The following is a 21,760-nucleotide window of genomic DNA, read 5'->3' as shown; positions in this document are numbered from 1 at the left end:
CGCCCGCGTCAGGAAAGCCGGCGCTGCTGGCGCTCGATCCGCCCCGCCACCACGGCTTCCGCGACCGCGGCGGTCTCGGACTCCGACAGCTGCACGGCGCCGTGCTCGGCGGTGATCGTCACGACGCTCGGGAAGATCCGGCGCACCAGGTCCGGGCCGCCCGACGCGGTGTCGTCGTCCGCCGCGTCGTACAGCGCCTCCACGGCGACCCGCACCGCGCCCTCGACGTCGGCGTCCGGGTCGTGCAGCTTCTTCAGCGCGGACTTCGCGAACAGCGAACCCGAGCCGATGCCCGCGTAGCCGCCGTTCTCCTCGTAGCGCCCGCCCGCGGCGTCGTACGACACGATCCGCCCGGCGTGCTTGGCGTCCTCGGCCTCCAGGTCGTACCCGACGAACAGCGGGATGGCCGCCAGCCCGGCCATCGCCATCTCGAGGTTGCCCTTGACCATCCCGGCCAGCTTGTTCGTCTTGCCGTCCAGCGACAGCGAAACGCCCTCGATCTTCTCGTAGTGCGCGAGCTCCACGGCGTAGAGCCGCACCATCTCCACGGCCAGCCCCGCCGTGCCCGCGATGCCCACCGCCGAGTACTCGTCGGTGACGTGCACCTTCTCGATGTCCCGGCTCGCGATCAGGTTCCCCGATGTCGCCCGCCGGTCACCCGCGATCAGCACCCCGCCCGCGAAGGTGCAGGCGACGATCGTCGTCCCGTGCGGCACGCCCAGCTCGGCCACGCCCGGCGCCACCTTCCGCTGGGGGAGCAGGTCAGGCGCCTGCTCGCGCAGGAAGTCCGAGAACGACGACGTCGCCGACGAGAAGTACGCGGCCGGCAGCGCGGGACCCGAGATGCCCCTGGTGTTGTCCATACGTGCTCAAAAATCCCATCTGTGCGGGCCAGAGCGACCAGAGCCCCCCGTGCGGCACGCCGTCACGCGGAGCCCCGGCCGCCGGCTGAACGGTCGGCAAGGGCGCGGGGCCCGAGCGGCTTACTCGCCGCCCTTCTGCACGTAGGCCCGGACGAAGTCCTCGGCGTTCTCCTCGAGCACGTCGTCGATCTCGTCCAGGATCGTGTCCACGTCCTCGCCGAGCTTCTCGCGCCGCTCCTGACCCGCCGCGCCGGTGTCGTCGAACTCCTCGTCGGAGTCACCACCGCCGTGCTTTTCGATCTTTTCCTGGGCCATCTCGCCTCCCGGTCTGGCTGATGTTTCCTAGCCTACCCAGCGGCCCCGACATTCGGGGCAACGCCGCGATCGCTGGTGCGTCACGCCTAGTCCGAACCGGTGAGCGCCTCCACCAGGTCCTCGGCGGTCGCCGACTCGTCCAGCAGCTTGCCGACGTGCGCCTTCGTCCCCCGCAGCGGCTCCAGGGTCGGGATCCGCACCAGCGACTCCTTGCCCACGTCGAAGATGACCGAATCCCACGACGCCGCGGCGATCGAGGTCGCGTACTTCTCCAGCGCCCGGCCGCGGAAGTAGGCCCGCGTGTCCGACGGCGGCGTCGTCACCGCGGCCACCACCTCTTCCTCGGTGACCAGCCGCTTCATCGACCCGCGCGTCACGAGCCGGTTGTACAGGCCCTTCGCCAGCCGGACGTCGGAGTACTGCAGGTCGACCAGGCGCAGCCGCGGCGCGCCCCAGGCCAGCTGGTCCCGCTGCCGGTAGCCCTCCAGCAGCCGCAGCTTGGCCGGCCAGTCCAGCCGGTCGGCACACTCCTGCGGGTCGCGGGCCAGCGCGTCCAGCACCTCGCCCCAGACCCGCAGGACCTCCTTCGCCGCCTCGTCCGCCTCGATGCGCTCCAGGTTCTGCGACGCGATCTCGTGGTAGGCGAACTGCAGGTCCAGCCCGGTGTACTTCTTCCCGTTCGCCAGCGCGACCTGCGTCTTCAGCGTCGGGTCGTGGCTGATCTGGTGCACCGCCTTGACCGGCTCGTCGAGCTTCAGGTCGTCGAACCGGATGCCCGACTCGATCAGGTCCAGCACCAGCGCCGTCGTCCCGACCTTGAGGTACGTCGAGTACTCCGACATGTTCGCGTCGCCGATGATGACGTGCAGCCGGCGGTACTTGTCCGCGTCCGCGTGCGGCTCGTCGCGCGTGTTGATGATCCCGCGCTTCAGCGTCGTCTCCAGGCCGACCTCGACCTCGATGTAGTCCGCACGCTGGGAGAGCTGGAAGCCGGCTTCCTCGCTCTGCTGGCCGATCCCGACCCGGCCCGAGCCGGTCACGACCTGCCGCGACACGAAGAACGGCGTCAGCCCCGCGATCACCGCGGTGAACGGCGTCGAGCGCGCCATCAGGTAGTTCTCGTGCGTGCCGTAGCTCGCGCCCTTGCCGTCGACGTTGTTCTTGTACAGCTGAAGCTGCGGCTGGCCGGGCACGGACGCCGCCTTCAGCGCGGCCTCCTCCATCACCCGCTCCCCCGCCTTGTCCCAGATGACGGCGTCGCGCGCGTTCGTCACCTCGGGTGCGGAGTACTCCGGGTGCGCGTGGTCGACGTACAGCCGCGCGCCGTTGGTCAGGATGACGTTCGCCGCGCCGAGGTCCTCGACGTCCGGGTCGTGCCCCGGGCCGCCGGGGCCGGTCAGGTCGAACCCGCGCGCGTCGCGCAGCGGCGACTCCACCTCGTAGTCCCACCGCGCCCGCCGGGCCCGGGGGATGTCGGCCGCGGCCGCGTAGGCCAGCACGACCTGGGTCGAGGTGAGTACCGGGTTCGCCGTCGCGTCGCCCGGCACGGAGATGCCGTACTCGACTTCGGTTCCCATGATCCGCCGCATGTCCACCACCCTACGGGGTCGCCCTAGTGGAACGATGCACCCATGCCAGGCAGTGACGAACTCGTTGCCCTCTATGACCAGGCTGGCTCCGTCGTCGGTTCGACGACCCGCTCCCGCCTCCGCGCCGAGGGCCTGTGGCACGCCGCCGGCGTCGTGCTCGTCCGTTCGGGTGACGGCAGCGCCGTCTACGTGCACCTGCGCACCGCGGTCAAGGACGTCTTCCCCTCGACCTGGGACTGCTGGGCGGGCGGCGTGGTCGCCGCGGGCGAAACCCCGGCCGAGTGCGCTCGCCGCGAACTGGCCGAAGAGCTCGGCGTCCAGGGGGTGGAACCCGTTCCGCTGTTCACCAAGGTCTACGACGACGGCCGCAACCGCTGCCACAACTTCGCGTTCGAGGTCCGCTGGGACGGCCCGATCCACCACCAGGCCGAAGAGATCGTCGAGGGCCGCTGGATCGCCTTGGAAGACCTCCGCGCCTGGGTCGACGACCCGGCACCGGAGCTGCCGTTCATCCCCGACGGCCGCGAAGGCGTCCAGGAATGGTTCCGCCGTTACGGCTGAGCCGTCAGCTTCGCCGTCATCGCGGGGAGAAGGCGTTTCGCCGCGTCCACGGCCCGCGTCCCGGTGCTCGCCGAGACGGTCAGCTCGGACACGAGCTTTCCCTTGGCCAGCAGCACCGTGCAGGTCTTGCCGTCGCTCCAGGCCTGCTGCCGCTCGACCCCGGGCTGGGCGGGGACGCCCACGGTCTTGCCCGCGCACTCGTTGTCCGCGACGGCCTGGGCGGCCGACCCGTCCGGGAACACCAGGACGCGGTGGCTCAGCGCCGACCCGCTGGGGTAGCGCCAGGTCACGGTCCGGCTGCCCGCCGACGGCCCGTCCGCCAGGCAGCCCGCGACCTCGTTCGAGGCCGGCTGCACACCTTCCTCCGCGACGTCCGCATCGGACAGCAGCGCGGGTTCCGCGAGCAGCCCGGCATCGGGCTCCGGCGGCGTGACCGGAGCGGCCTTCGCGGGGCTCACCGGCACTTCGGCGGTCGTGACCGGCGCGGACGTCGGCGCCGGATCGTCGTAGTACGTCTCGAGGTTGTTCGGGTCGGGCCCGTCGCAGGCCGTGAGGCCCGCCAACGCGAGCGCGGCCAGGGCGACCACCTGCCGATGACGCACTTGCTCCGGCCTCCCTGTCGTCCGCTGGTGCCTGCGAAGGGTAGTGCAGCCGCTCAATCCCACGCCAAGGAGGACCGGTGTCGCCAGTACGCGCCGGGGTCCTCGGCGAGCCCGGCAAGCGCGTCCTGGTCGGCCGCGCCCAGCGCCACCGCCGTGGCCCGCAGGTTCGCTTCCAGCTGAACCGGGCTCGCGGGGCCGATGACAGCGGTGTCCACCCAGTCCTGGGCCAGCACCGCGGCGATCGCGACCGCGTCCGGGCCGATCCCGTGCGCCGACGCGATGCCGAGGACGGTCTTCGGCGCCTCCACCGCGAGCCTGCCGTTGGCGAGGGTTTCCTTGACCAGCACGCGTTTCCCGCCCGTGTGCGCCGCGGAGAGCGCCCGGCCGGCCGACTGCTCCAGGACGTTCCACGTCGACTGCACCGCGGAAAACACCGGCTGTCCGGCCACTTCCAGCGCGAACGCCCGCTCGATCGCGGCCGCCTGCGCCGGTCCGGAGGTCGAGAACCCGACCGCGACGCCGTTCGCGGACAGCTCCGCCAGCGCCTCGACCAACGGCTCGTCGGTGAACAGCGGACTGTCCACAGTGAGCGAATGCACCTGGTACAGCCCGACCCGATCCCCCAGCAGGGTCAGGGTTTCCGCCCACTGCGTCGCGAACCGCGCCGCCGAGTGCTCCTTCACCTCGTGCACGTCGGCGTCGAGCCGCCAGTCCCCGACGTACGCGTAACCCCACTTGCTGGAGACCTCGACGTCGCCGTGCCCGCGTTCGGCGAGCCAGCCGGCCAGGAACTCCTCCGAGCGCCCGTACGAGCGGGCGACGTCGACGTGCCGGACGCCCGCCGCGTAGGCGTCGTCGAGCACCGCGAAAGTGGCGGCCCGCATGGAATCGACGTCCCGCACCGGTGGCAGGGCGCCGTCGCGGCCGAGGTTGATGTAGGCGGGGCGGCCCAGCGCCGCCAGGCCGAGCGCGACGCGGTCCACGGCGCCCTTCACGCGGTCTGCTTGTGCCGGAGGATGGCCAGCCACTGGTCGGAGTTCTGCGCCTGGCGGTGCAGCTTCTCCAGGCGCGCGGCCGGGGCCCGGACGTAGCCCTTGCCGAAGACCGGCGCGATCTGGCGCAGGCTCGCACCGCCTTCGCGCGCGGCGAGCAGCGCCCAGTCGGACGCGTCGGCACAGGCCGCCGAGGCGCGGCGGAGCTCGCCGAGGATGTCGATGAGCTCCTGGGCGCCCACCTCCCCCGCCTGGACGGCGGCCGCCGTCGTCTCCAGCCAGGCCAGGACGTCGGACTCGGTGATCGGCGCGCGGGGCCGGTGCGTTTCTTCGCTCACAGCCGGTGAGTATAGGTCGTTATACGTCGATATACTCGGTGGCAGCCATGACGACACGCGCCGAATCGCCGCCGGACGTCGAGCAGCTGCTCGACGTCTTCAAGGCGCTCGCGAACCCCGAGCGGTTGCAGATCCTGCTGTGGCTGCGCGAGCCGGAGAAGCACTTCCCCGTCGAGCGGGCGATCGCCGACCCGGCGGAGGTCGGCGTGTGCGTGAGCCACATCCAGGAGAAGACGGGGCTCGCGCAGTCGACCGTCTCGGCGTACATGGCCGCGCTGCAGCGCGCCGGCCTGGTGCACGCGACGCGCGTCGGGAAGTGGACGCACTACAAGCGCGACGAAGCCCGGATCGCCGGGTTCGTCGCGGTGCTGGGCCGCTCCCTCTGACCTGTCCCCTCCCCCGGCTGGGCACCCGCCGGGTTGACTCATATCGCAGTTCTGCGATACTTCGATCCATGACCACCATCGAGGGCATGCGGCTCGGCCGCTACGGGATCTGGACGTTCGACTTCGAAGGCCTGCCGGCGAGCCGGATCCGGGAATCCGCGCAGGAGCTGGAAGAACTGGGCTGGCCGGCGATCTGGGTCCCGGAGACCGACGGCCGCGAAGCGCTCACCCACGCCGGCTTCCTGCTGGCGAGCACCCGGAACCTGGCCGTCGTCAACGGCATCGCGCAGATCGGGTCGCGCGGGCCGCGCTGGACGCAAGGCGGGGCCGCGCTGCTCGCGGACGCCTACCCGGACCGCCACCTGCTCGGCCTCGGCTTCGGCGGAGTGCCCGGCCCGAAGCCCTTGACGGCGGTGAGCGAGTACCTCGACGCGATGGACGCCGTCACGAACGGCAACCCCGCGCCGCAGGGCCCGACGCGGCGCCTCCTGGCCGCGTACGGCCCCAAGATGCTGGAGCTCGCCCGCGACCGGACAGCGGGCGCGCACACTTACCACGTCACCCCCGAACACACGGCTCAGGCACGCGAAATCCTCGGCGACGACTCGTTCCTGGGCGTCGAGCACGCGGTGCTGTTCGAGACCGACGCGGAGAAGGCGCGCGAGACCGCCCGCGAACACCTGCAGCCGTACCTCACGCAGCCGTACAACATCGCGAAGTTCCGGCGCCTCGGCTACACCCAGGAGGAGATCGACGGCGCGGCCGACCGGATCGTCGACGACCTGGTGTTCTGGGGCGACCTCGAGACGATCACCGCGAAGCTGCGCGAGCACCTCGACGCGGGCGCCGACCACGTCGGCATCCAGGTCATCGGCATCGCCCCGGGCGGGTCGGCGATGCCGCACTGGCGCCGGCTGGCCGAGGCGCTGCTACCGGTCGCCGCGTAGGCCGAACCGGGCGGTGCAGTGCCAGACGCGCTTGAGCACCTGGGGATCGTGCCGGCCGGCGCGGACGGCCTCGCCGATCACGCGGGCGTCGAGCCTGCCGTCCTCGGCGATCTCCTTGCCGGCCCGCACGACGTCCTCGCCGCGGTAGTCCGCGTGCTCGGCCAGCACCTCGACCGGCAGGCGGAACCCGTGGTGCCAGCGGGTCGGAAACGGCAGGTCCGCGGCGGCCGCTTCGACGCCGGTGCCGCGGAACGCCGGGTCCAGCACGAGCGCCTCGACGTCGGCCGCCAGCCGGAGCGGGCCGTGGACGTGGGCCTCGATGTGGTCGTCCAACTCGTCCTGGACGTCCGCCTCGGCGAGGCGCAGCAACGGCATGTGGACGGCGGTGCCGAAGTCCTCCGGCTCGCCGAAGCTGTCCGGGTAGCAGAACGTCGTCCGCGCCAGCACTTCCCGCTTCAGCACCAGGTGGGACGAGCCGAACCGGACGGAACCTCCGGCCGGGCGGCGGCGGTAGTTGAGCGAGCCGTACTTGGGGCGGGCCGACGGCGGCAGGTCGTCGTAAGCGCCGCCGAAGATGCGGTGCTCCCAGCGCCACCGGTCTCCCCCGGCGTGCGCGGTGAGGCCGCCGTTGCTCGTGCCCGTCTCGAACTGCGAGCGGTAGACGCCGTCGGTGGCGAGGTGGCGCAGCAACGGCACCTCCCCCACCAGGCGGTCCGGGTGGAAGTGGACGGTGACGTCCAGCCCCTCGGGCAGCGGCGGCCCGCTCACGAGGCCGGCGACGTGCGCCACCGCTCGCCGCCATCCCGGTTCCCCAGCCGCCATGGGCGCATCCTACCCCGACGCGTATAGGTCGTTATACGGAATGGAGAGGTCCGAAAACCGCTGGCTTCACCCCCGGCGTCCCGGCTTGACTGCGCCCATGCGGCTCGAAGGTTTCGGCGTCACGGTGCGGTTCGCGCTGCTGGCCGTCGTGTGGGGTGCGAGTTTCCTGTTCATCAAGGTGGGGCTGGCCGGGCTCTCCCCCGCGCAGATCGCGCTCGCACGGGTAGCGCTGGGCGCGCTCGCGCTGGCCGTCGTGCTGGTGGCGCGCCGGCGGCCACTCCCCCGGGATCCCGTGCTGTGGGGCCACCTCGCGGTCGTTTCGGTGCTGTTGTGCGTGGTGCCGTTCCTGCTGTTCTCGTGGGCGGAACAGTACATTTCGTCCGGTTTGGCCAGTATCTTCAACGCGACGACACCGCTCGTCACGATGCTCCTCGCAGCCGCCGCGCTACCCGAAGAGCGGTTCACGCCGCCGCGGGTGCTGGGCCTGTCGCTCGGTTTCCTCGGCGTGCTCACGATCGTCGGGGTGTGGCACGGCGTCGACGTCTCGCACCAGCTGACCGCGCAGCTCGCGTGCCTGGGCGCCACGACGTGCTACGGCGCGTGCTTCGTCTACATGCGCCGGTTCGTCTCTCCGCGTGGCGCCGACCCCGTCGTCGTCGCGTTCGGTCAGACCGGCTCGGCGACGGTCATCCTCGGCTTGCTGGCGCCCGCGATCGCGGTCACGCCGGTGCACCTGGACTTCGCGGTGGTGGCGAGCACGGTGGCGCTCGGCGTCTTCGGAACCGGGATCGCGTATGTCTGGAACGTCCGGATCATCGCGGCCTGGGGAGCAGCCAACGCCTCCGCGGTGACCTACCTCACACCGGTGGTCGGGGTCCTGCTCGGCGTGCTGGTGCTGGGCGAGCCGGTGAGCTGGAACCAGCCGGCCGGCGCGGTCCTGATCGTGGTGGGCATCCTCGCGGCCCACGGCCGCCTGCGGCGGCGCACGCGCGAACCCGAGATGGTCAGCCGCTAGACACGCCGATGGGGCGGCCACCGAGGTGACCGCCCCATCGCGCGTCGGACTTACAGGTACTGACCGGTGTTCGTGGCGGTGTCGATCGCCCGCCCCGAGTCCTGGTTCTTGCCGGTGACGAGCGTGCGGATGTAGACGATCCGCTCGCCCTTCTTGCCGGAGATCCGGGCCCAGTCGTCCGGGTTGGTGGTGTTCGGGAGGTCCTCGTTCTCCGCGAACTCGTCGACGATCGCGTCGAGCAGGTGCTGGACGCGCAGACCCGGCTGCTTGGTCTCCAGCACCGACTTGATCGCCGACTTCTTCGCCCGGTCCACGATGTTCTGGATCATCGCGCCCGAGTTGAAGTCGCGGAAGTACAGGACTTCCTTGTCCCCGTTGGCGTAGGTCACCTCGAGGAACCGGTTCTCGTCGCTCTCCTCGTACATGCGCTCGACGGTGTGCTGGATCATCGCGTCGAACGTCGCCTTGGCGTCGCCGCCGAACTCGGCGAGGTCGTCCGCGTGGATCGGCAGCCCTTCGGCCAGGTACTTGGAGAAGATGTCCTTCGCGCCTTCGGCGTCCGGACGCTCGATCTTGATCTTGACGTCGAGCCGGCCCGGCCGCAGGATCGCCGGGTCGATCATGTCCTCGCGGTTGGAGGCGCCGATGACGATGACGTTCTCCAGGCCTTCGACACCGTCGATCTCCGACAGCAGCTGCGGCACGATCGTGGTTTCGACGTCGGACGACACGCCCGACCCACGGGTCCGGAAGATCGAGTCCATCTCGTCGAAGAACACGATCACCGGGGTGCCTTCGGAGGCCTTCTCCCGCGCCCGCTGGAAGATCAGGCGGATGTGCCGCTCGGTCTCCCCGACGAACTTGTTGAGCAGCTCGGGACCCTTGATGTTCAGGAAGTAGGACTTCCCGTCCTCGTTTTCGCCCCGGGCCGCGGCCACCTTCTTGGCCAGCGAGTTCGCGACCGCCTTGGCGATGAGCGTCTTGCCGCAGCCCGGCGGGCCGTAGAGCAGGACGCCCTTGGGCGGGCGCAGCTGGTACTCCTGGTACAGGTCGGCGTGCAGGAACGGCAGTTCCACCGCGTCGCGGATCTGCTCGATCTGCCGGGTGAGGCCGCCGATGTCCTCGTAGCGGACGTCCGGCACCTCCTCCAGCACCAGGTCCTCGACCTCCGCCTTCGGCACGCGCTCGTACGCGTAGCCGGCCTTGGAGTCGACCAGCAGCGAGTCGCCCGGCTTGAGCGGCTGCTCGGCCAGCAGGTCGGAGAGCAGGACCACCCGCTCTTCGTCCGCGTGCCCGACCACCAGCGCGCGAAGGCTGCCGCCCTCGACGTCGGCGGCGAGCACCTCACGCAACGCGCACACCTCGCCGGTGCGTTCGAAGCCGCCGGCCTCGACCACGGTGAGCGCCTCGTTGAGCCGCAGCGCCTGGCCGCGTCGCAACGTGGAGAGCTCGACCGCGGGCGACACCGACACCCGCATCTTGCGGCCCGCCGTGTAGACGTCCACCGTGTTGTCCTCGTACGCCTCGACGAAGACGCCGTAGCCGGACGGCGGCTGGGCCAGCCGGTCGACCTCCTCACGCAGCGCGAGGAGCTGTCCTCGTGCCTCACGCAGGGTTTCGACCAGCTTGGTGTTGCGTTCGGTGAGCTGGCTCACCCTTTCCGAGGCCTCGGCGAGCCGCTGTTCGAGAACTCGGTTCTGCCGTGGCGAGTCGGTCAGTTTGCGGCGCAGCAGCGCCACTTCCTCCTCGAGAAAACGGATCTGCCGAGCCTGCTCGTCCGCCGTCGTCCCAGCTCCGGATGTTGCTGAAGGGTCGGCTTCCTCGCGCCGACCTCCGGGAAGGTCATGATGCATCGGGCACCTCCTCGGAGTGCTTTTCATTCCACGGTACCGGCGATCACCGACAAGAAAAGGCCTTTCCGGATCACAAGATCGGCGCGTCGCGGTTTCCTCGCCTGGTCCAGCACGGACATTCCCGCAGCGCAAGAGGCCATTTCGGTGCCGTGGCCCCGGCGCGTCGCGGGCCCGTCCGGGCCGGGACGAACCAAGCACGTCGGGAGTACCCGGCCCTCCGGGGCGCCAACCCCGCCCGAGCCGGGCAATTCCGGCCACTTCCGCCCTAACCGCGCGGCGGAGCGGCCCGATGGCTAGCATCGGGCCGACGTCGGCCGCCTCGAAGGCCGGGTCACCGTCGAAGGAACGCTAGGGGGCACCACCCATGACCTACCCGCCGCAGCAACCGGGCGGCTACGGCCAGCAGCCCGGGGGTTACGGGCAGCAGCCCGGGCCGTACGGCCGGCAGCCCGGCGGCTACCCCCAGAGCGGACCGCAGCCCCAGCCGGGCTACGGCGGCACCCAGCAGTTCGGGCAGCCCGATCCGTACGGTCAGCCGCAGCAGGGCGGTTACCCGCCCCAGACGGGCCCTCAGCCCCAGCAGGGCTACCCCCAGTACGGGCAGCAGGACCAGTGGGGGCAGCAGCAGCCCCAGCAGGACCAGTGGGGGCAGCCGGCCCAGCAGCAGCCCGGCTTCGGCGGTTACGACCCGTACGGAGGCGGCGGCTTCGGTGACGCGCCCCCGCCCAAGAAGAAGACCGGCCTCATCGTCGGCATCGCGGCCGCCGCGGTGATCCTCGTCGGCGGCGGCGTGACGTGGTTCGTCCTGGCCAACGGGGACGACAACAACACTGCGGCACCGCCCGCCAGCAGCAGCTCCGCGGCCCCGACGTCCGCGCCGAAGACGTCGACCTCGAAGCCGAAGACCAGCTCGCCGACGAGCCCCTCGACGAAGAGCAGCAAGCCCGCGAGCGGCCCCGCGCCGTCCGGCAAGGGCAGCTCGCAGGAGCTGTTCGACGCGACGATCGACGCCTACAACGCGGGCGACGAGAAGGCGCTGGCCGACACGATCTGCCGGAGCGTCTTCGAGGGCACCACGGGCGAGATCCCGAAGGTCACGGTGAAGCTGACCGGCTCGCCGCAGGACACCGGGGACAAGTCCACCGTGCGCTACTCGGCAACGGACGGCAGCAAGACCAAGGTCGGCACGATGTCGGCCCAGAAGGAATCCGGCCTCTGGTGCCTGTCCAACGTCAAGGCGGACGGCTCGTGAGCCCCCGCGTTCGGTGAACCGCGCGCTCGCCGCCGGGCTCGTGCTGCTCGGCGTGGCCGGGGCGGGCGTGGTGCTGGGACTGCTGCTCGTCGCGCCGTCCGGCTCCCCGCCCGCGCCGTCGAGCCCGGCCCCGGTGACCCGCACCTCGACGTCGGCGGCGCCGAGCGCGGTCGACACCGCGGCGGTGAACGTGCTGGCCCGCGCGATCGTCGACGCGATCACGGCCCACGATTCGGCGGCGTTCGGCAAGCTGACGTGCCGCCCGCAGACCGCGGACGCTCTGGGGAGGCTGCAGCGGATGTGGGACGCGGCCGGCCCGGTGAAGGCGACGTTGCCGGAGCCACCGGAGGTCCGCGGCGAGTCAGCGACGGCGAAGGTGCACGTCGAAGCCCCGGGCGGGACGAAGGACACGCCCTTCCCGCTGCACAAGGAGAACGGCCGCTGGTGCGTGCCCGGTTAAGTGGGCGGCGGGAAGCCGGCGGGCCATCGGGTGGTGCCGTCGGCCCTGATCCCGGCGAGGTCCGCGCCGGCCAGGTCCGCGCCCGTGAGGTCGGCGCCGCGCAGATCCGCGTCCCGCAGGATCGTGCCGGTCAGCGTCGCGCCGGTGAGGTCCGCGTTCCGCAGCACCGCGCCCGCCAGGTTCGCCCCCGCGAAGCAGACTCTCGGGATCGCCAGGCCGGCCAGATCGGCGTTCCGCAGGTCGACCCGCTCGAGCTCGGAGCCCGCGTCGGGTTCGATCATCCCGCCGCGGCCCAGCGCCGCCACCGCAGCCGAAACGTCGTCCGCCGGACCGCTTTCGCGGTCCGCTGCCTCGGGTTCCCACGGCGCCCGGGAGCAGATGAAGGACGTCAGCAGCGCGTGGATGTGCCCGCGATAGCGGGGATCGAGATCGGCCAGCTGCTCGAGCGCGTAGACGGCGCCCTGCCGGGTCGGCCCCTGCTCGGCCCCGAGCTGGTCGATCGCCTTGGTGAACAGGTCGATCGATCGGCTTTCCCGGTTGAGCACCAGCTGCCGGGACGTGAGAAGCGCACCGAGGCCGACACCCGCCAGCGCGAGCAGGCCGCCGAGCGCCTGCAGCAGCGTGGCACGAACGTCGTTGACGGCCTTCAGCCGATCCGCCGGCGCCAGGCCCGGCGAAGTCCCGACGAGCCACCCCGGCGCGAAGACCACGCACAGCACCACCAGGCCGGTCACGACGGCGGCTGCCACCGCGAACCCGGCCTTCCGGCGCGAAGACACCCTCGCTAGCCCTTGCCCTTCGAGGGGCGCCGGGACACGCGGGGTGACACCGTGCCGTCCGCGAGCCGGCGCGCGGTGAGCAGGAACGCCGTGTGCGCGACCATCCGGTGGTCCGGGCGCACCGCCAGGCCCACCACGTGCCACGGCCGCATCAGCGTTTCCCACGATTCGGGCTCGGTCCAGCACTGCTGCTCGCGCAGCGACTCCGTCACGCGGGACAGCTGCGTCACCGTCGCCACGTACACCGTCAGCACGCCGCCCGGCACGAGGTGCGCGGCGACGTTCGGCAGCTGGTCCCACGGGGCCAGCATGTCCAGCACGACCCGGTCGACCTCGCCCTCGTGGGTCGCCAGGTCCGCGACCGTCAGCGTCCAGTTGGCCGGCTTCTCCCCGAAGAACTTCACGACGTTGTGCTCGGCGTGCACCGCGTGGTCGTCGCGGATCTCGTACGAGCTCACGTGCCCTTCGGAGCCGACCGCGCGCAGCAGCGAACACGTCAGCGCGCCGGAACCCGCGCCCGCCTCGAGCACGCGGGCGCCCGGGAAGATGTCGCCCCACATCACGATCTGCGCGGCGTCCTTCGGGTAGATCACCTGCGCGCCGCGGGGCATCGAAAGCACGTAGTCCGGCAGGAGCGGGCGCAACGCCAGGTACGTCGACCCGCCCGCCGACATGACCACCGAGCCCTCGGGACGGCCGATGAGGTCGTCGTGGGCGAGCGCGCCGCGGTGGGTGTGGTACTCCCCGCCGTCGGCCAGCGTCAAGGTGTAGTGCCGCCCCTTCGAGTCGGTCAACTGCACCCGATCACCCGCGCGAAACGGTCCGCTGACCGACAACACTTCCTCCTGTACCCCGAATGGCCGACGACAGATCTTCGCAGGCCGCCCGGGGCCCGGCCTCAGCGGGTACGGCGGTTCAGCGCGGCGCGCAGGTCGTCCCGGCGCAGCACGCCCGCGGGGCGGCCCTCGTCGTCGACGACCAGGAACTGCCACGCCGCCGTCTCGCGGACGCGCTCGACGACGTCCTCCCCCGGTTCCGAGGCCAGCAGGACGGTTTCGGCGCGGATCGGCTCCGCCGCGAGCTCGGCGGGCGCGTGCGGCGAGGTGCCCGCGAGGCGTTCCGCCGCACCGGTGTCGAGCAGCCCGGCCGCGACGCCGTCCGCGCGGACGAGCACCACGCCCCGGCCTGCCGACGCCGCCAGCGCGTCCGACACCGGGCTTTCGGCGGGCAGCTGCAGCACCGGCCGCACCAGCTCGGTGAGGTCCAGTCCTTCCGGCCACGTGCGGCGCGACTCGGCGTTCAGCTCCGAGCGCGCGCCGAGGACCACGAACCACGCCGTGACGACGCAGACACCCAGGCGCAGCCACCGGTCCGGGCTGCCGGCCGCCAGTCCCCACAGTGCCCACACGAGCAGTCCCGCGGCGACGACCGCGCCGCCGGCGACGGCGGCGCGCGTGCCCTTCGCGCGGATCCCGGTGGCCGCCCAGACGCCGGCGCGGACCAGCCTGCCGCCGTCGAGGGGCAGGCCGGGCAGGAGGTTGAACACGCCGACGGCGAGGTTCGCCACCGCGCACTCGGCCACCAGCATCCAGACCGCGCCGTCCGGCGGGACGGCGAACATCAGCAGGCCGCAGAACCCGCCCAGCAGCAGCGAGACCGCCGGGCCCGCCGCGGCGACCAGGCCCTCGTGGACCGGCCGCTTCGGCGTCCTGGCCACTTCGGACAGCCCGCCGAGCAGGAACAGGCGCACCCGCCGCACCGGGATCCCCAGCCGCAGCGCGGCGACGCAGTGCCCGAGCTCGTGCGCCAGCACCGACAGGCCCAGCAGCAGCGCGAAGGCACCGGCCAGCAGCCACGACGTCAGGGTCGAGGCGTCCGGGAGCAGCCTGCCGACCAGCGGCGTGTAGAGCACGACGACGATCAGCGACCCGATCCACCAGGACGGCGCGAGCAGCACGGGCACGCCGGCGACCCGGAACAGCAGGAGCCCGCCGTCCGGGAGGACGGCCTGCCGGGTGCCCCCGGTGCCCTGTTCACTGGTCGCGGCCATGCGGGAGAGCCTAGAGCCCCCGGTGTGGGAAGCGGGTGACCCGGTCCGGGTGGTGCCGCCCACGGCGAGGAGCGCCCCAATGTGGCCTTGGTTGCTCCTCCCATGCCCCCGCCACCACCCTCAACGGAGGCGCTTCGCGCCGCAGTGTCATTCAACGCACCCAAGGCGGCCTTCGGTGCGTCTCACGCACCGAAGGCCACATTGGGGCGCTTGGGCGGCGGGAGCGGGTGCCGGGCGTTGCGGTCGCCGGAACTGTCGTACCCCGGCGTTACGCTCTGCCCATGCCCGACGCCGACACCGTCACCACGGATCCCCCAGCAGCCATCGCCGTCGCCACCGAGGTGCGGCGGCGGCCCGCGCTGTCGCCGTCGAGGGCCAGCGACTTCAAGCAGTGCCCGCTGCTCTACCGGTTCCGCGCGGTCGACCGGCTGCCGGAGGTCCCGACCAAGGCCCAGCTGCGCGGCACGCTCGTCCACTCCGTGCTGGAGCGGCTGTTCGCGCTGCCCGCCGCCGAGCGGGTCCCGGCCCAGGCGAAGGAGCTGCTCGGCCCGGCGTGGACGGACCTGTCCGCCGACCGTCCGGAATGGATCGAGCTGTTCGACGGAGAAAAGCCCGACGAGCACGCGGACTGGCTGCGGTCGGCGGAAAAGCTGCTGGACGCCTACTTCGAGCTGGAGGACCCGCGGCGGCTCGAACCCGAGGCCTGTGAGCTGCACGTCGAGATCGAGCTCGGCTCCGGCGTCCTGCTGCGCGGCTACATCGACCGCGTCGACGTCGCGCCGACCGGCGAGATCCGGGTCGTCGACTACAAGACCGGCGCCGCGCCGCGGGAAATCGGCGAGGCCAAGGCGATGTTCCAGATGAAGTTCTACGCGGTCGTGCTGTGGCGGCTGCGCGGCGTCGTGCCGCGCCAGCTCAAACTCATGTACCTCACCGACGGCCAGTCGCTGGCCTACACACCCGACGAGGCCGAGCTGGTGCGCTTCGAGCGCACCCTCGAAGCCATCTGGCAGGCCATTCTCAAGGCGGGCCGGACCGGCGACTTCCGCGCGAACAAGAGCAAGCTGTGCAACTGGTGCGACCACCAGGCGCACTGCCCCGAGTACGGCGGCACCCCGCCGGACTACCCCGGCTGGCCGGAGCCCGACGCGGGCGAGGAGACGCCGCTGGACCGGGCCGACTGATGGCCGACGCGTTCTACGTGCCCCTCGGCGAGGGCCGCTACTCCGCGACCGCGCACACGGCCGGGCCGTGGTCGTCCGAGTCCCAGCACTTCGGCCCGCCGTCGGCGTTGCTGGTGCGCGCCCTCGAAACCGTCGAACAGGCGCACCCGGCCGAGCTGGCGCGCGTGACCGTCGAAATCCTCGGCCCGGCGCCGGTCGCCGAACTCACCGTGCGGGCCCGGGTCGAACGGCCGGGCCGGTCGGTGGAACTGCTGCAGGCCGAGCTGGCGAGCACCGACCGCGTCGTGGCCCGGGCTTCGGCGTGGCGCATCGCGACGTCGGACACGGCCGAGGCCGCCACGGACGCCGGGCCGCTGCTGCCCGCGCCCGACACCGTGACCGAGTCGCCGTGGCCCGAGGGCTGGCAGGCCGGTTACCTCGACGCCGTCGAGTGGCGGGCCGTGCGCGGCGGCATGGACGTGCCCGGCCCGGCGGCCGTCTGGGCCCGCCAGCGCGTCCCGCTGGTCGACGGCGAGGAGCCGAGCGGGCTGCAGCGGCTGTTCGCCATCGCCGACTCCGGCAACGGCGTGTCGAACTTCCTCGACCCGCGCAAGTGGTGGTTCATCAACTCCGAGCTGACCCTGCACCTGCGGCGGGTGCCCGAAGGCGAGTGGATCGGCCTCGACGCGGTCACGCTGGTCGGCAAGCACGGCATCGGCACGGCGACGAGCATCCTGCACGACGCGGAGGGCCCGGTGGCCACCGGCGCGCAGGCGCTGATGGTGCGACCGCGACAGGCCGGGGGCGGATAGCCACCCACAACGGCCCCGCATCCAATAACCTTCGCGGAACGACCGACTTGAGGAGCGCTCCGGCATGCAGATCACCTCGGTGGTCAACCAGAAAGGCGGGGTCGGCAAGACCTCACTGAGCGTCGGCACCGCGGCCGCCCTGGCCGAGCGGGGCCGGCGCGTGCTGCTCGTCGACCTCGACCCGCAGGGCCACGCGACGACCGAGATGCTCGGCCTGTCCGAGGTCCGCGGAGACACACCGACCTTGGCGAAAGCGCTGGCCAAGACGTGGAAGGGCCCGATCGAGGAGCTCGTCGTCCCGCACCCGCGCAGCAACCTCGGCAAGGGCGGCGCGCTCGACGTCGTGCCGACGTCGCCGGGGATGTTCGACCTGATCCGGCGGCTCGACTCGTTCCGCGTGCCCGGCTGGCAGCTGGCCAGGGTCATCCAGTTCGCCAACTACGACCACTGCGTCATCGACTGCCCGCCCGCGCTGGACGTGCTGACGAACAACGCGCTCGCGGCGTCGCACGGCATCCTGGTCCCGGTCCAGCCGGACAAGACGAGCATCCGCGCGCTGCGGCTGCTGGCCGACCAGGTCCGGTACGTCGAGCAGACGGTCGGGCGGCAGCCGCTGTCGTGGTTCGGCCTGGTGCCGAGCCTCTACCGGCGCCCGATCTCGCACTACGCGGCGGCGGCGCTGCAGGAGATGTACGAGTTCGGCATCCCGATGCTCTCGCACCTGCCGCTGGGTGTGGTGATGAACGAGGCGGCCGCGCACGGCGTCCCGGTGACGACGTACGCGCCGGAGACGCTGCAAGCGCTGTCTTTCCGCGAGATCGCGGGCACTCTCGACAGCTACCTGGAGCAGAACCAGGCCCCCGCGGTGGTCCCGGCCGACGAGGAGTTCGTCTTCGAGGACTTCATCTCGGAGGTCGCGGTGGCCCGCAACGTCAACGACAACGGCGCCCGCAAGGGGCTGTACGACCTGCTGCCGAAGAAGCCCAACCGGCCTCGCTGACCCACGGTCGTGAGTGGGAAACAGTGTTCCAGCCCTGTTTCCCACTCACGACCGTGGTGTGTCAGAGGCGGCAGGAGCGGATGTCCGACGCCAGGATCGCCTTGGCGCCGACCTCGGCCAGCTCGTCCATGATCAGGTTGACCTTCTTGCGCGACACCATCGCCCGCACGGCCACCCAATCGTCGTCGGCGAGCGGGGCCACCGTCGGTGACTCCAGGCCCGGCGTGATGGCGATGGCGCGCTCCACCAGCTCCCGCGGGCAGTCGTAGTCCAGCATCATGTACTGCTGCGCGAACACGACGCCGCGCAAGCGCGCCGCCAGCTGCGACTTCGCCTTGCTCTCCTCGGTGCCGCGGCGCTGCAGCAGCACCGCTTCCGACACGCAGATCGGGTCGCCGAACGCGACGAGGTTGTTCTGCCGCAGGGAACGGCCCGACTCGACGACGTCCGCGATCGCGTCCGCCACGCCCAGCTGGATCGAGATCTCGACCGCGCCGTCGAGGCGGATCACCTCGGCCTCGACGCCGTGGCGGGCGAGGTCGTCGCGGACCAGCCGCGGGTACGACGTCGCGAGCCGCTTGCCGTGCAGGTCGGCCGGCTTCCACTCGCGACCGGCCGGGGCGGCGTAGCGGAACGTCGAACCGCCGAAGCCGAGCGCCTGGATCTCCTCCACCGCCGCGCCCGAGTCGAGCGCCAGGTCCCGGCCGGTGATGCCGAGGTCGAGGTCGCCGGAGCCGACGTAGATCGCGATGTCCTTGGGGCGCAGGAAGAAGAACTCGACCTCGTTCACCGTGTCGAGCACGGTCAGGTCGCGCTGCTCATGCCGCTTCCGGTAGCCCGCCTCGCCGAGCATCTCCGTCGCCGCGGCGGCGAGGGCTCCCTTGTTCGGCACGGCAACACGCAGCATTTCGCTCTTCTCCTCGTTCTTCGGGTTCTTCGGGAACCACCCGTCACAGGTAGCGGTAGACGTCCTCGGTCGACAGACCGCGGCCGAGCATCAGCACCTGCACCCGGTACAGCAGCTGGGAGATCTCCTCGGCGAGCCGGTCGTCGGACTCGTGCTCGGCGGCGATCCACACCTCGCCGGCTTCCTCCAGCACCTTCTTGCCCTGGGCGTGCACCCCGGCGTCGAGGGCGACGACGGTGCCGGACCCGTCGGGACGGGAACGCGCGCGCTCGGCAAGCTCCGCGAACAGCTCATCGAAGGTCTTCACGATCTGCAGATCCTTCCACCCCGGACCCGGCCACGCCGCCCCGCCCCGCCGCGGATGCCGTGGATCTCACACCGAAGTGGACGCCGCCTCCCGAAGATTGGGACGGCGTTCGAAGTCGAGGAGGTACCGCTTCCGCTCCAAGCCGCCGCCGTACCCGGTCAGCGAACCCGTCGAACCGATGACCCGGTGGCACGGCACGATGATCGAGATCGGGTTCTTGCCGTTGGCCAAGCCCACGGCCCGCGCGGCCGCCGGCTTGCCGAGCAGCTGCGCGAGCTCGCCGTAGGACGCGGTTTCGCCGTACGGGATGTCGAGCAGCGCCGCCCACACCGACCGCTGGAACGGCGTGCCGGCGAACGCCAGCGGGAGGTCGAACTCCCGCCGCTGCCCGGCGAAGTACTCCATCAGCTGGGTTTCGGCGAGGGCGAAGAGGCCGACCGAGCCGGGCGAGCCGAACGTCGCCTGGGCCGGGCGGTGGCGCTGTTCGTGCATGTACAGCCCGCAGAGCGCGTCGCCCTCGGCGACCAGGGTCAGCGGGCCGCAGGGACTGTCGATGACGACGTGGGAACGCATGGGACCTCCTAGGCGGCGGGCATCCGGTTGATCGCGTGGTCACCGGTGGCCCACAGGTGCTGGGTGGCGTAGGCGCGCCACGGGCGCCACGCCGCCGACCGGGCGACGACGGCAGCCTGGCCGCCAAGGCCGAGCGTCTCCGCGGCGTACTTGATGCCGAGGTCGGTGGGCAGGAACGCGTCGGGATCGCCGAGGGCCCGCATGGCGATGCTCTCGACCGTCCACGGTCCGAAACCGGGCAACGCGGTCAGCGCCGCCCGGGTCCCGGCCCAGTCGCTGCCCGCGCCGAGGTCGAGGCCGTCCGTCAGCGCCTCGACCAGCGCGAGCAGCGTCCGACGGCGAGAGCGCGGCATCGCCAGGGTCTCCGGGTCCAGGGACGCGAGCGCGTCCGGCGACGGGAACAGGTGGGTGAGGCCGCCCTCGGGGTCGTCGATCGGTTCGCCGTGGGCCACGACGAGCCGGGCCGCGTGGGTGCGGGCCGCCGCCGTCGAGACCTGCTGGCCCAGCACAGCCCGCACGGCGAACTCGGCGCCGTCGACCGTGCGCGGTACCCGGCGGCCCGGCGCGGCCGCGACCAGCGGCGCGAGCAGCGGGTCGCCGGCGAGCTGGTCGTCGACGGCGACCGGGTCGGCGTCGAGGTCGAGCAGCCGACGGCAGCGGCTGGTCGCCGTGGGGAGGTCCCGCAGGTCGGTCAGCGTCAGCCGGCAGGCGATGTACCCGTCCTCCGGCCGCAGCGCGGCGACGCCGTGGCCGTGCGGCAGCCGCAGGGTCCGGCGGTAGGCGCCGTCGCGCCACTCCTCGACACCCGGCACTCCGGTGGCCACGAGGTGGCCGAACAGGTTGTCCGGGCACAGCGGCTTCCGGTAGGGCAGGCGCAGCGGGATCGCGCCCGCCGTCGCCGAGGGCTTGCCCTTCGCGCGCTGCCGCAGCTCGGTCGGCGAGAGGGCGAACACCTCGCGGACGGTGTCGTTGAACGCCCGGATGCTGCCGAACCCGGCGGCCATGGCCAGCTCGGTCATCGGCAGGGTGGTGGTCTCGATCAGCGTCCGCGCGGTCTGCGCGCGCTGAGCCCTGGCCAGGGCCAGCGGGCCGGCGCCGACCTCGGCGAACACCTGGCGCTGGACCTGCCGGACGCTGTAGCCCAGCCGATCGGCGAGGCCCTGGACGCCTTCGGTGTCGACGACGCCGTCGGCGATCAGCCGCATGGCGCGGGCCACCAGGTCGGCGCGCTCGTTCCACAGCGGCGAGCCCGGGCTCGCGTCCGGGCGGCACCGCTTGCAGGCGCGGAACCCGGCCTGCTGCGCGGCCGCCGCGCTCGGGTAGAAGCTCATGTTCCGCGGCTTCGGCGGCACCACCGGGCAGCTGGGCCGGCAGTAGATCTTCGTCGTCAGGACGGCGGTGTAGAACCACCCGTCGAACCGGGCGTCCTTCGCCTGCACGGCCCGCACGCACCGCTCGAAATCATCGTGCACGGGACCCAGCATCGCCGAGCGCGACGGCGACGGCTAGCGGAAATGCGACATGGGCGTGCTCAGCCCAGCAGGGCCGCCAGCGCCGGCACGTCGACGCCGACGAGCGAGTCGCGGAACACGCGCCGCTCCCCCGGTTCGACCGGGACGTCGTTGGGGATGACCAGGACGGTGCAGCCCGCCGCGACCGCCGACGCCGTGCCCGGCGGCGAGTCCTCGACCGCGACGCACCGCGCCGGGTCCACGCCGAGCAGCTCCGCGCCCTTGAGGTACGGGCGCGGGTGCGGCTTGTTGAGCCCGTCGACCTCGTCGCCGCAGACCGTGACGTCGAAGAACTCGCGCCCGATCGTGTTCAGGGCCAGCTCGGTCAGGTCCCGCTCGGTCGAGGTGACCAGCGCCGAGCGCAAACCGGCTGCACGCACCGCCGTCAGGGCTTCGCGGGCGCCGGGGCGCCACGGCAGCTCGTCGTCGAAGAGGCCGGCCGTGCGGCGGCGGATCTCCGCGCCCGTCGACGCGATCGACTCGGGGCTCACCGGAAGGCCGACGACCTCGAGCAGGTACGCCGACGTGTCGTCCATGTTGGACCCGACGAGCGTCATCCGCTGTTCCTCGGAAAGCTTGCCGCCGAGCCATTCCGCCGTCTCGTAGAGAGCGATGTCCCACAGCTTCTCGGAATCGACGAGCGTGCCGTCCATGTCCCACAGC

The 21,760-nt window shown here is 72.0% G+C and carries 25 protein-coding genes; 9 read left to right on the top strand and 16 right to left on the bottom strand.

Going from position 1 to position 21,760, the window contains the following annotated elements:
* Positions 1 to 8 precede the first annotated feature (8 nt).
* The 3 genes from prcB to dop all read right to left on the bottom strand — a co-directional run bounded on the left by prcB (position 9) and on the right by dop (position 2,767).
* Positions 9 to 863: a proteasome subunit beta gene (gene prcB / locus ACIQWX_RS21270; RefSeq protein WP_400873456.1), complete on the bottom strand. Its 855-nt coding sequence runs from the start codon at positions 861 to 863 to the stop codon at positions 9 to 11.
* 120 nt (positions 864 to 983) lie between these two features.
* Positions 984 to 1,178, bottom strand: coding sequence for a ubiquitin-like protein Pup (locus ACIQWX_RS21265; protein WP_013226725.1), 195 nt, complete (start codon positions 1,176 to 1,178; stop codon positions 984 to 986).
* Between the two features lie 86 nt (positions 1,179 to 1,264).
* A complete protein-coding gene (dop, locus tag ACIQWX_RS21260; RefSeq protein ID WP_400873452.1) occupies positions 1,265 to 2,767 on the bottom strand; it encodes a depupylase/deamidase Dop in 1,503 nt (500 codons plus the stop codon).
* A gap of 42 nt (positions 2,768 to 2,809) precedes the next feature.
* Here dop and ACIQWX_RS21255 point away from each other — a divergent pair, with 42 nt between their 5' ends.
* The gene (locus ACIQWX_RS21255; protein ID WP_400873449.1) at positions 2,810 to 3,328 is read left to right on the top strand and encodes an NUDIX domain-containing protein; all 519 of its coding nucleotides are present in this window, start codon (positions 2,810 to 2,812) and stop codon (positions 3,326 to 3,328) included.
* On the opposite strand, the gene ACIQWX_RS21250 is transcribed toward ACIQWX_RS21255, so the two are convergent.
* The 3 genes from ACIQWX_RS21250 to ACIQWX_RS21240 are packed head-to-tail and all read right to left on the bottom strand — an operon-like array spanning position 3,319 to position 5,260.
* Complete coding sequence (locus ACIQWX_RS21250) at positions 3,319 to 3,930, bottom strand: hypothetical protein (protein ID WP_400873446.1); 612 nt, start codon at positions 3,928 to 3,930, stop codon at positions 3,319 to 3,321. The genes ACIQWX_RS21255 and ACIQWX_RS21250 overlap by 10 nt on opposite strands.
* A gap of 53 nt (positions 3,931 to 3,983) precedes the next feature.
* The gene (locus tag ACIQWX_RS21245) at positions 3,984 to 4,925 is read right to left on the bottom strand and encodes an aldo/keto reductase (protein WP_400873444.1); all 942 of its coding nucleotides are present in this window, start codon (positions 4,923 to 4,925) and stop codon (positions 3,984 to 3,986) included.
* On the bottom strand, positions 4,922 to 5,260 hold the full coding sequence (locus ACIQWX_RS21240; RefSeq protein WP_400873441.1) for a hypothetical protein: 339 nt from the start codon (positions 5,258 to 5,260) through the stop codon (positions 4,922 to 4,924). The genes ACIQWX_RS21245 and ACIQWX_RS21240 overlap by 4 nt, the downstream gene beginning before the upstream one ends.
* Positions 5,261 to 5,307: 47 nt before the next feature.
* On the opposite strand from ACIQWX_RS21240, the gene ACIQWX_RS21235 reads away from it, so the two are divergent.
* On the top strand, positions 5,308 to 5,646 hold the full coding sequence (locus ACIQWX_RS21235) for an ArsR/SmtB family transcription factor (RefSeq protein WP_400873438.1): 339 nt from the start codon (positions 5,308 to 5,310) through the stop codon (positions 5,644 to 5,646).
* A gap of 68 nt (positions 5,647 to 5,714) precedes the next feature.
* A complete protein-coding gene (locus tag ACIQWX_RS21230; protein ID WP_400873435.1) occupies positions 5,715 to 6,593 on the top strand; it encodes a TIGR03620 family F420-dependent LLM class oxidoreductase in 879 nt (292 codons plus the stop codon).
* Here ACIQWX_RS21230 and ACIQWX_RS21225 read toward each other — a convergent pair.
* The gene (locus ACIQWX_RS21225; RefSeq protein ID WP_400873431.1) at positions 6,576 to 7,415 is read right to left on the bottom strand and encodes a DUF3626 domain-containing protein; all 840 of its coding nucleotides are present in this window, start codon (positions 7,413 to 7,415) and stop codon (positions 6,576 to 6,578) included. The genes ACIQWX_RS21230 and ACIQWX_RS21225 overlap by 18 nt on opposite strands.
* A gap of 97 nt (positions 7,416 to 7,512) precedes the next feature.
* Between ACIQWX_RS21225 and ACIQWX_RS21220 the strand changes: the two genes are divergently transcribed.
* Positions 7,513 to 8,430, top strand: coding sequence for a DMT family transporter (locus tag ACIQWX_RS21220; RefSeq protein ID WP_400873427.1), 918 nt, complete (start codon positions 7,513 to 7,515; stop codon positions 8,428 to 8,430).
* 50 nt (positions 8,431 to 8,480) lie between these two features.
* Here the strand turns inward: ACIQWX_RS21220 and arc are convergent, their stop codons facing one another.
* Positions 8,481 to 10,283: a proteasome ATPase gene (gene arc / locus ACIQWX_RS21215; protein ID WP_400873424.1), complete on the bottom strand. Its 1,803-nt coding sequence runs from the start codon at positions 10,281 to 10,283 to the stop codon at positions 8,481 to 8,483.
* 364 nt (positions 10,284 to 10,647) lie between these two features.
* Here arc and ACIQWX_RS21210 point away from each other — a divergent pair, with 364 nt between their 5' ends.
* Together ACIQWX_RS21210 and ACIQWX_RS21205 are read left to right on the top strand one after the other, a co-directional pair.
* Positions 10,648 to 11,535: a hypothetical protein gene (locus ACIQWX_RS21210; RefSeq protein ID WP_400873421.1), complete on the top strand. Its 888-nt coding sequence runs from the start codon at positions 10,648 to 10,650 to the stop codon at positions 11,533 to 11,535.
* A 13-nt stretch (positions 11,536 to 11,548) separates the two neighbouring features.
* A complete protein-coding gene (locus ACIQWX_RS21205) occupies positions 11,549 to 11,995 on the top strand; it encodes a hypothetical protein (protein ID WP_400873418.1) in 447 nt (148 codons plus the stop codon).
* On the opposite strand, the gene ACIQWX_RS21200 is transcribed toward ACIQWX_RS21205, so the two are convergent.
* The 3 genes from ACIQWX_RS21200 to ACIQWX_RS21190 form a co-directional block, all read right to left on the bottom strand.
* Complete coding sequence (locus tag ACIQWX_RS21200; RefSeq protein ID WP_400873415.1) at positions 11,992 to 12,774, bottom strand: pentapeptide repeat-containing protein; 783 nt, start codon at positions 12,772 to 12,774, stop codon at positions 11,992 to 11,994. The genes ACIQWX_RS21205 and ACIQWX_RS21200 overlap by 4 nt on opposite strands.
* A 5-nt stretch (positions 12,775 to 12,779) precedes the next feature.
* The gene (locus tag ACIQWX_RS21195; RefSeq protein WP_400873412.1) at positions 12,780 to 13,610 is read right to left on the bottom strand and encodes a tRNA (adenine-N1)-methyltransferase; all 831 of its coding nucleotides are present in this window, start codon (positions 13,608 to 13,610) and stop codon (positions 12,780 to 12,782) included.
* Positions 13,611 to 13,672: 62 nt separating this feature from the next.
* Positions 13,673 to 14,824, bottom strand: a complete 1,152-nt coding sequence (locus tag ACIQWX_RS21190; protein ID WP_400873409.1) for a site-2 protease family protein — start codon at positions 14,822 to 14,824, stop codon at positions 13,673 to 13,675.
* Positions 14,825 to 15,105: 281 nt separating this feature from the next.
* On the opposite strand from ACIQWX_RS21190, the gene ACIQWX_RS21185 reads away from it, so the two are divergent.
* The 3 genes from ACIQWX_RS21185 to ACIQWX_RS21175 all read left to right on the top strand — a co-directional run bounded on the left by ACIQWX_RS21185 (position 15,106) and on the right by ACIQWX_RS21175 (position 17,799).
* Positions 15,106 to 16,008 (top strand): RecB family exonuclease, encoded by a 903-nt coding sequence (locus ACIQWX_RS21185; protein ID WP_400873406.1) that lies wholly within the window; start codon positions 15,106 to 15,108, stop codon positions 16,006 to 16,008.
* Positions 16,008 to 16,799 (top strand): thioesterase family protein, encoded by a 792-nt coding sequence (locus tag ACIQWX_RS21180; RefSeq protein ID WP_400873403.1) that lies wholly within the window; start codon positions 16,008 to 16,010, stop codon positions 16,797 to 16,799. Before ACIQWX_RS21185 ends, ACIQWX_RS21180 begins: the two co-directional genes overlap by 1 nt.
* Positions 16,800 to 16,863: 64 nt before the next feature.
* On the top strand, positions 16,864 to 17,799 hold the full coding sequence (locus tag ACIQWX_RS21175; RefSeq protein ID WP_400873401.1) for a ParA family protein: 936 nt from the start codon (positions 16,864 to 16,866) through the stop codon (positions 17,797 to 17,799).
* A 61-nt stretch (positions 17,800 to 17,860) separates the two neighbouring features.
* Here ACIQWX_RS21175 and hisG read toward each other — a convergent pair whose 3' ends face one another.
* From hisG to ACIQWX_RS21150, 5 genes are all read right to left on the bottom strand, one after another.
* Positions 17,861 to 18,706, bottom strand: a complete 846-nt coding sequence (gene hisG, locus ACIQWX_RS21170) for an ATP phosphoribosyltransferase (RefSeq protein WP_400873398.1) — start codon at positions 18,704 to 18,706, stop codon at positions 17,861 to 17,863.
* Positions 18,707 to 18,749: 43 nt separating this feature from the next.
* The gene (locus ACIQWX_RS21165) at positions 18,750 to 19,013 is read right to left on the bottom strand and encodes a phosphoribosyl-ATP diphosphatase (RefSeq protein WP_247023247.1); all 264 of its coding nucleotides are present in this window, start codon (positions 19,011 to 19,013) and stop codon (positions 18,750 to 18,752) included.
* A 66-nt stretch (positions 19,014 to 19,079) separates the two neighbouring features.
* The gene (locus tag ACIQWX_RS21160) at positions 19,080 to 19,586 is read right to left on the bottom strand and encodes a methylated-DNA--[protein]-cysteine S-methyltransferase (RefSeq protein ID WP_400873394.1); all 507 of its coding nucleotides are present in this window, start codon (positions 19,584 to 19,586) and stop codon (positions 19,080 to 19,082) included.
* An 8-nt stretch (positions 19,587 to 19,594) separates the two neighbouring features.
* Positions 19,595 to 21,058 carry a DNA-3-methyladenine glycosylase 2 family protein gene (locus ACIQWX_RS21155; RefSeq protein WP_400873391.1) on the bottom strand — a complete coding sequence of 488 codons (1,464 nt, stop codon included), beginning with the start codon at positions 21,056 to 21,058 and terminating at the stop codon, positions 19,595 to 19,597.
* Between the two features lie 59 nt (positions 21,059 to 21,117).
* Positions 21,118 to 21,750, bottom strand: coding sequence for an HAD family hydrolase (locus ACIQWX_RS21150; protein WP_400875842.1), 633 nt, complete (start codon positions 21,748 to 21,750; stop codon positions 21,118 to 21,120).
* Between the last annotated feature and the right edge of the window lie 10 nt (positions 21,751 to 21,760).

Origin of the sequence: Amycolatopsis sp. NPDC098790, from assembly GCF_044759945.1 — a bacterium.
GTDB lineage: Bacteria > Actinomycetota > Actinomycetes > Mycobacteriales > Pseudonocardiaceae > Amycolatopsis.
This window is presented reverse-complemented; position numbering and strand designations above follow the sequence as displayed.

Bases quoted from the DNA above. Each gene is read 5' to 3' on its own strand.
- prcB (WP_400873456.1), bottom strand. From the start codon at position 863: ATGGACAACACCAGGGGCATCTCGGGTCCCGCGCTGCCGGCCGCGTAC.
- ACIQWX_RS21175 (WP_400873401.1), top strand. From the start codon at position 16,864: ATGCAGATCACCTCGGTGGTCAACCAGAAAGGCGGGGTCGGCAAGACC.
- ACIQWX_RS21230 (WP_400873435.1), top strand. From the start codon at position 5,715: ATGACCACCATCGAGGGCATGCGGCTCGGCCGCTACGGGATCTGGACG.
- ACIQWX_RS21210 (WP_400873421.1), top strand. From the start codon at position 10,648: ATGACCTACCCGCCGCAGCAACCGGGCGGCTACGGCCAGCAGCCCGGG.
- ACIQWX_RS21255 (WP_400873449.1), top strand. From the start codon at position 2,810: ATGCCAGGCAGTGACGAACTCGTTGCCCTCTATGACCAGGCTGGCTCC.
- ACIQWX_RS21185 (WP_400873406.1), top strand. From the start codon at position 15,106: ATGCCCGACGCCGACACCGTCACCACGGATCCCCCAGCAGCCATCGCC.
- ACIQWX_RS21235 (WP_400873438.1), top strand. From the start codon at position 5,308: ATGACGACACGCGCCGAATCGCCGCCGGACGTCGAGCAGCTGCTCGAC.
- arc (WP_400873424.1), bottom strand. From the start codon at position 10,283: ATGCATCATGACCTTCCCGGAGGTCGGCGCGAGGAAGCCGACCCTTCA.
- ACIQWX_RS21150 (WP_400875842.1), bottom strand. From the start codon at position 21,750: ATGGACGGCACGCTCGTCGATTCCGAGAAGCTGTGGGACATCGCTCTC.
- ACIQWX_RS21225 (WP_400873431.1), bottom strand. From the start codon at position 7,415: ATGGCGGCTGGGGAACCGGGATGGCGGCGAGCGGTGGCGCACGTCGCC.
- ACIQWX_RS21190 (WP_400873409.1), bottom strand. From the start codon at position 14,824: ATGGCCGCGACCAGTGAACAGGGCACCGGGGGCACCCGGCAGGCCGTC.
- hisG (WP_400873398.1), bottom strand. From the start codon at position 18,706: ATGCTGCGTGTTGCCGTGCCGAACAAGGGAGCCCTCGCCGCCGCGGCG.
- ACIQWX_RS21180 (WP_400873403.1), top strand. From the start codon at position 16,008: ATGGCCGACGCGTTCTACGTGCCCCTCGGCGAGGGCCGCTACTCCGCG.
- ACIQWX_RS21160 (WP_400873394.1), bottom strand. From the start codon at position 19,586: ATGCGTTCCCACGTCGTCATCGACAGTCCCTGCGGCCCGCTGACCCTG.
- ACIQWX_RS21220 (WP_400873427.1), top strand. From the start codon at position 7,513: ATGCGGCTCGAAGGTTTCGGCGTCACGGTGCGGTTCGCGCTGCTGGCC.
- ACIQWX_RS21265 (WP_013226725.1), bottom strand. From the start codon at position 1,178: ATGGCCCAGGAAAAGATCGAAAAGCACGGCGGTGGTGACTCCGACGAG.
- dop (WP_400873452.1), bottom strand. From the start codon at position 2,767: ATGCGGCGGATCATGGGAACCGAAGTCGAGTACGGCATCTCCGTGCCG.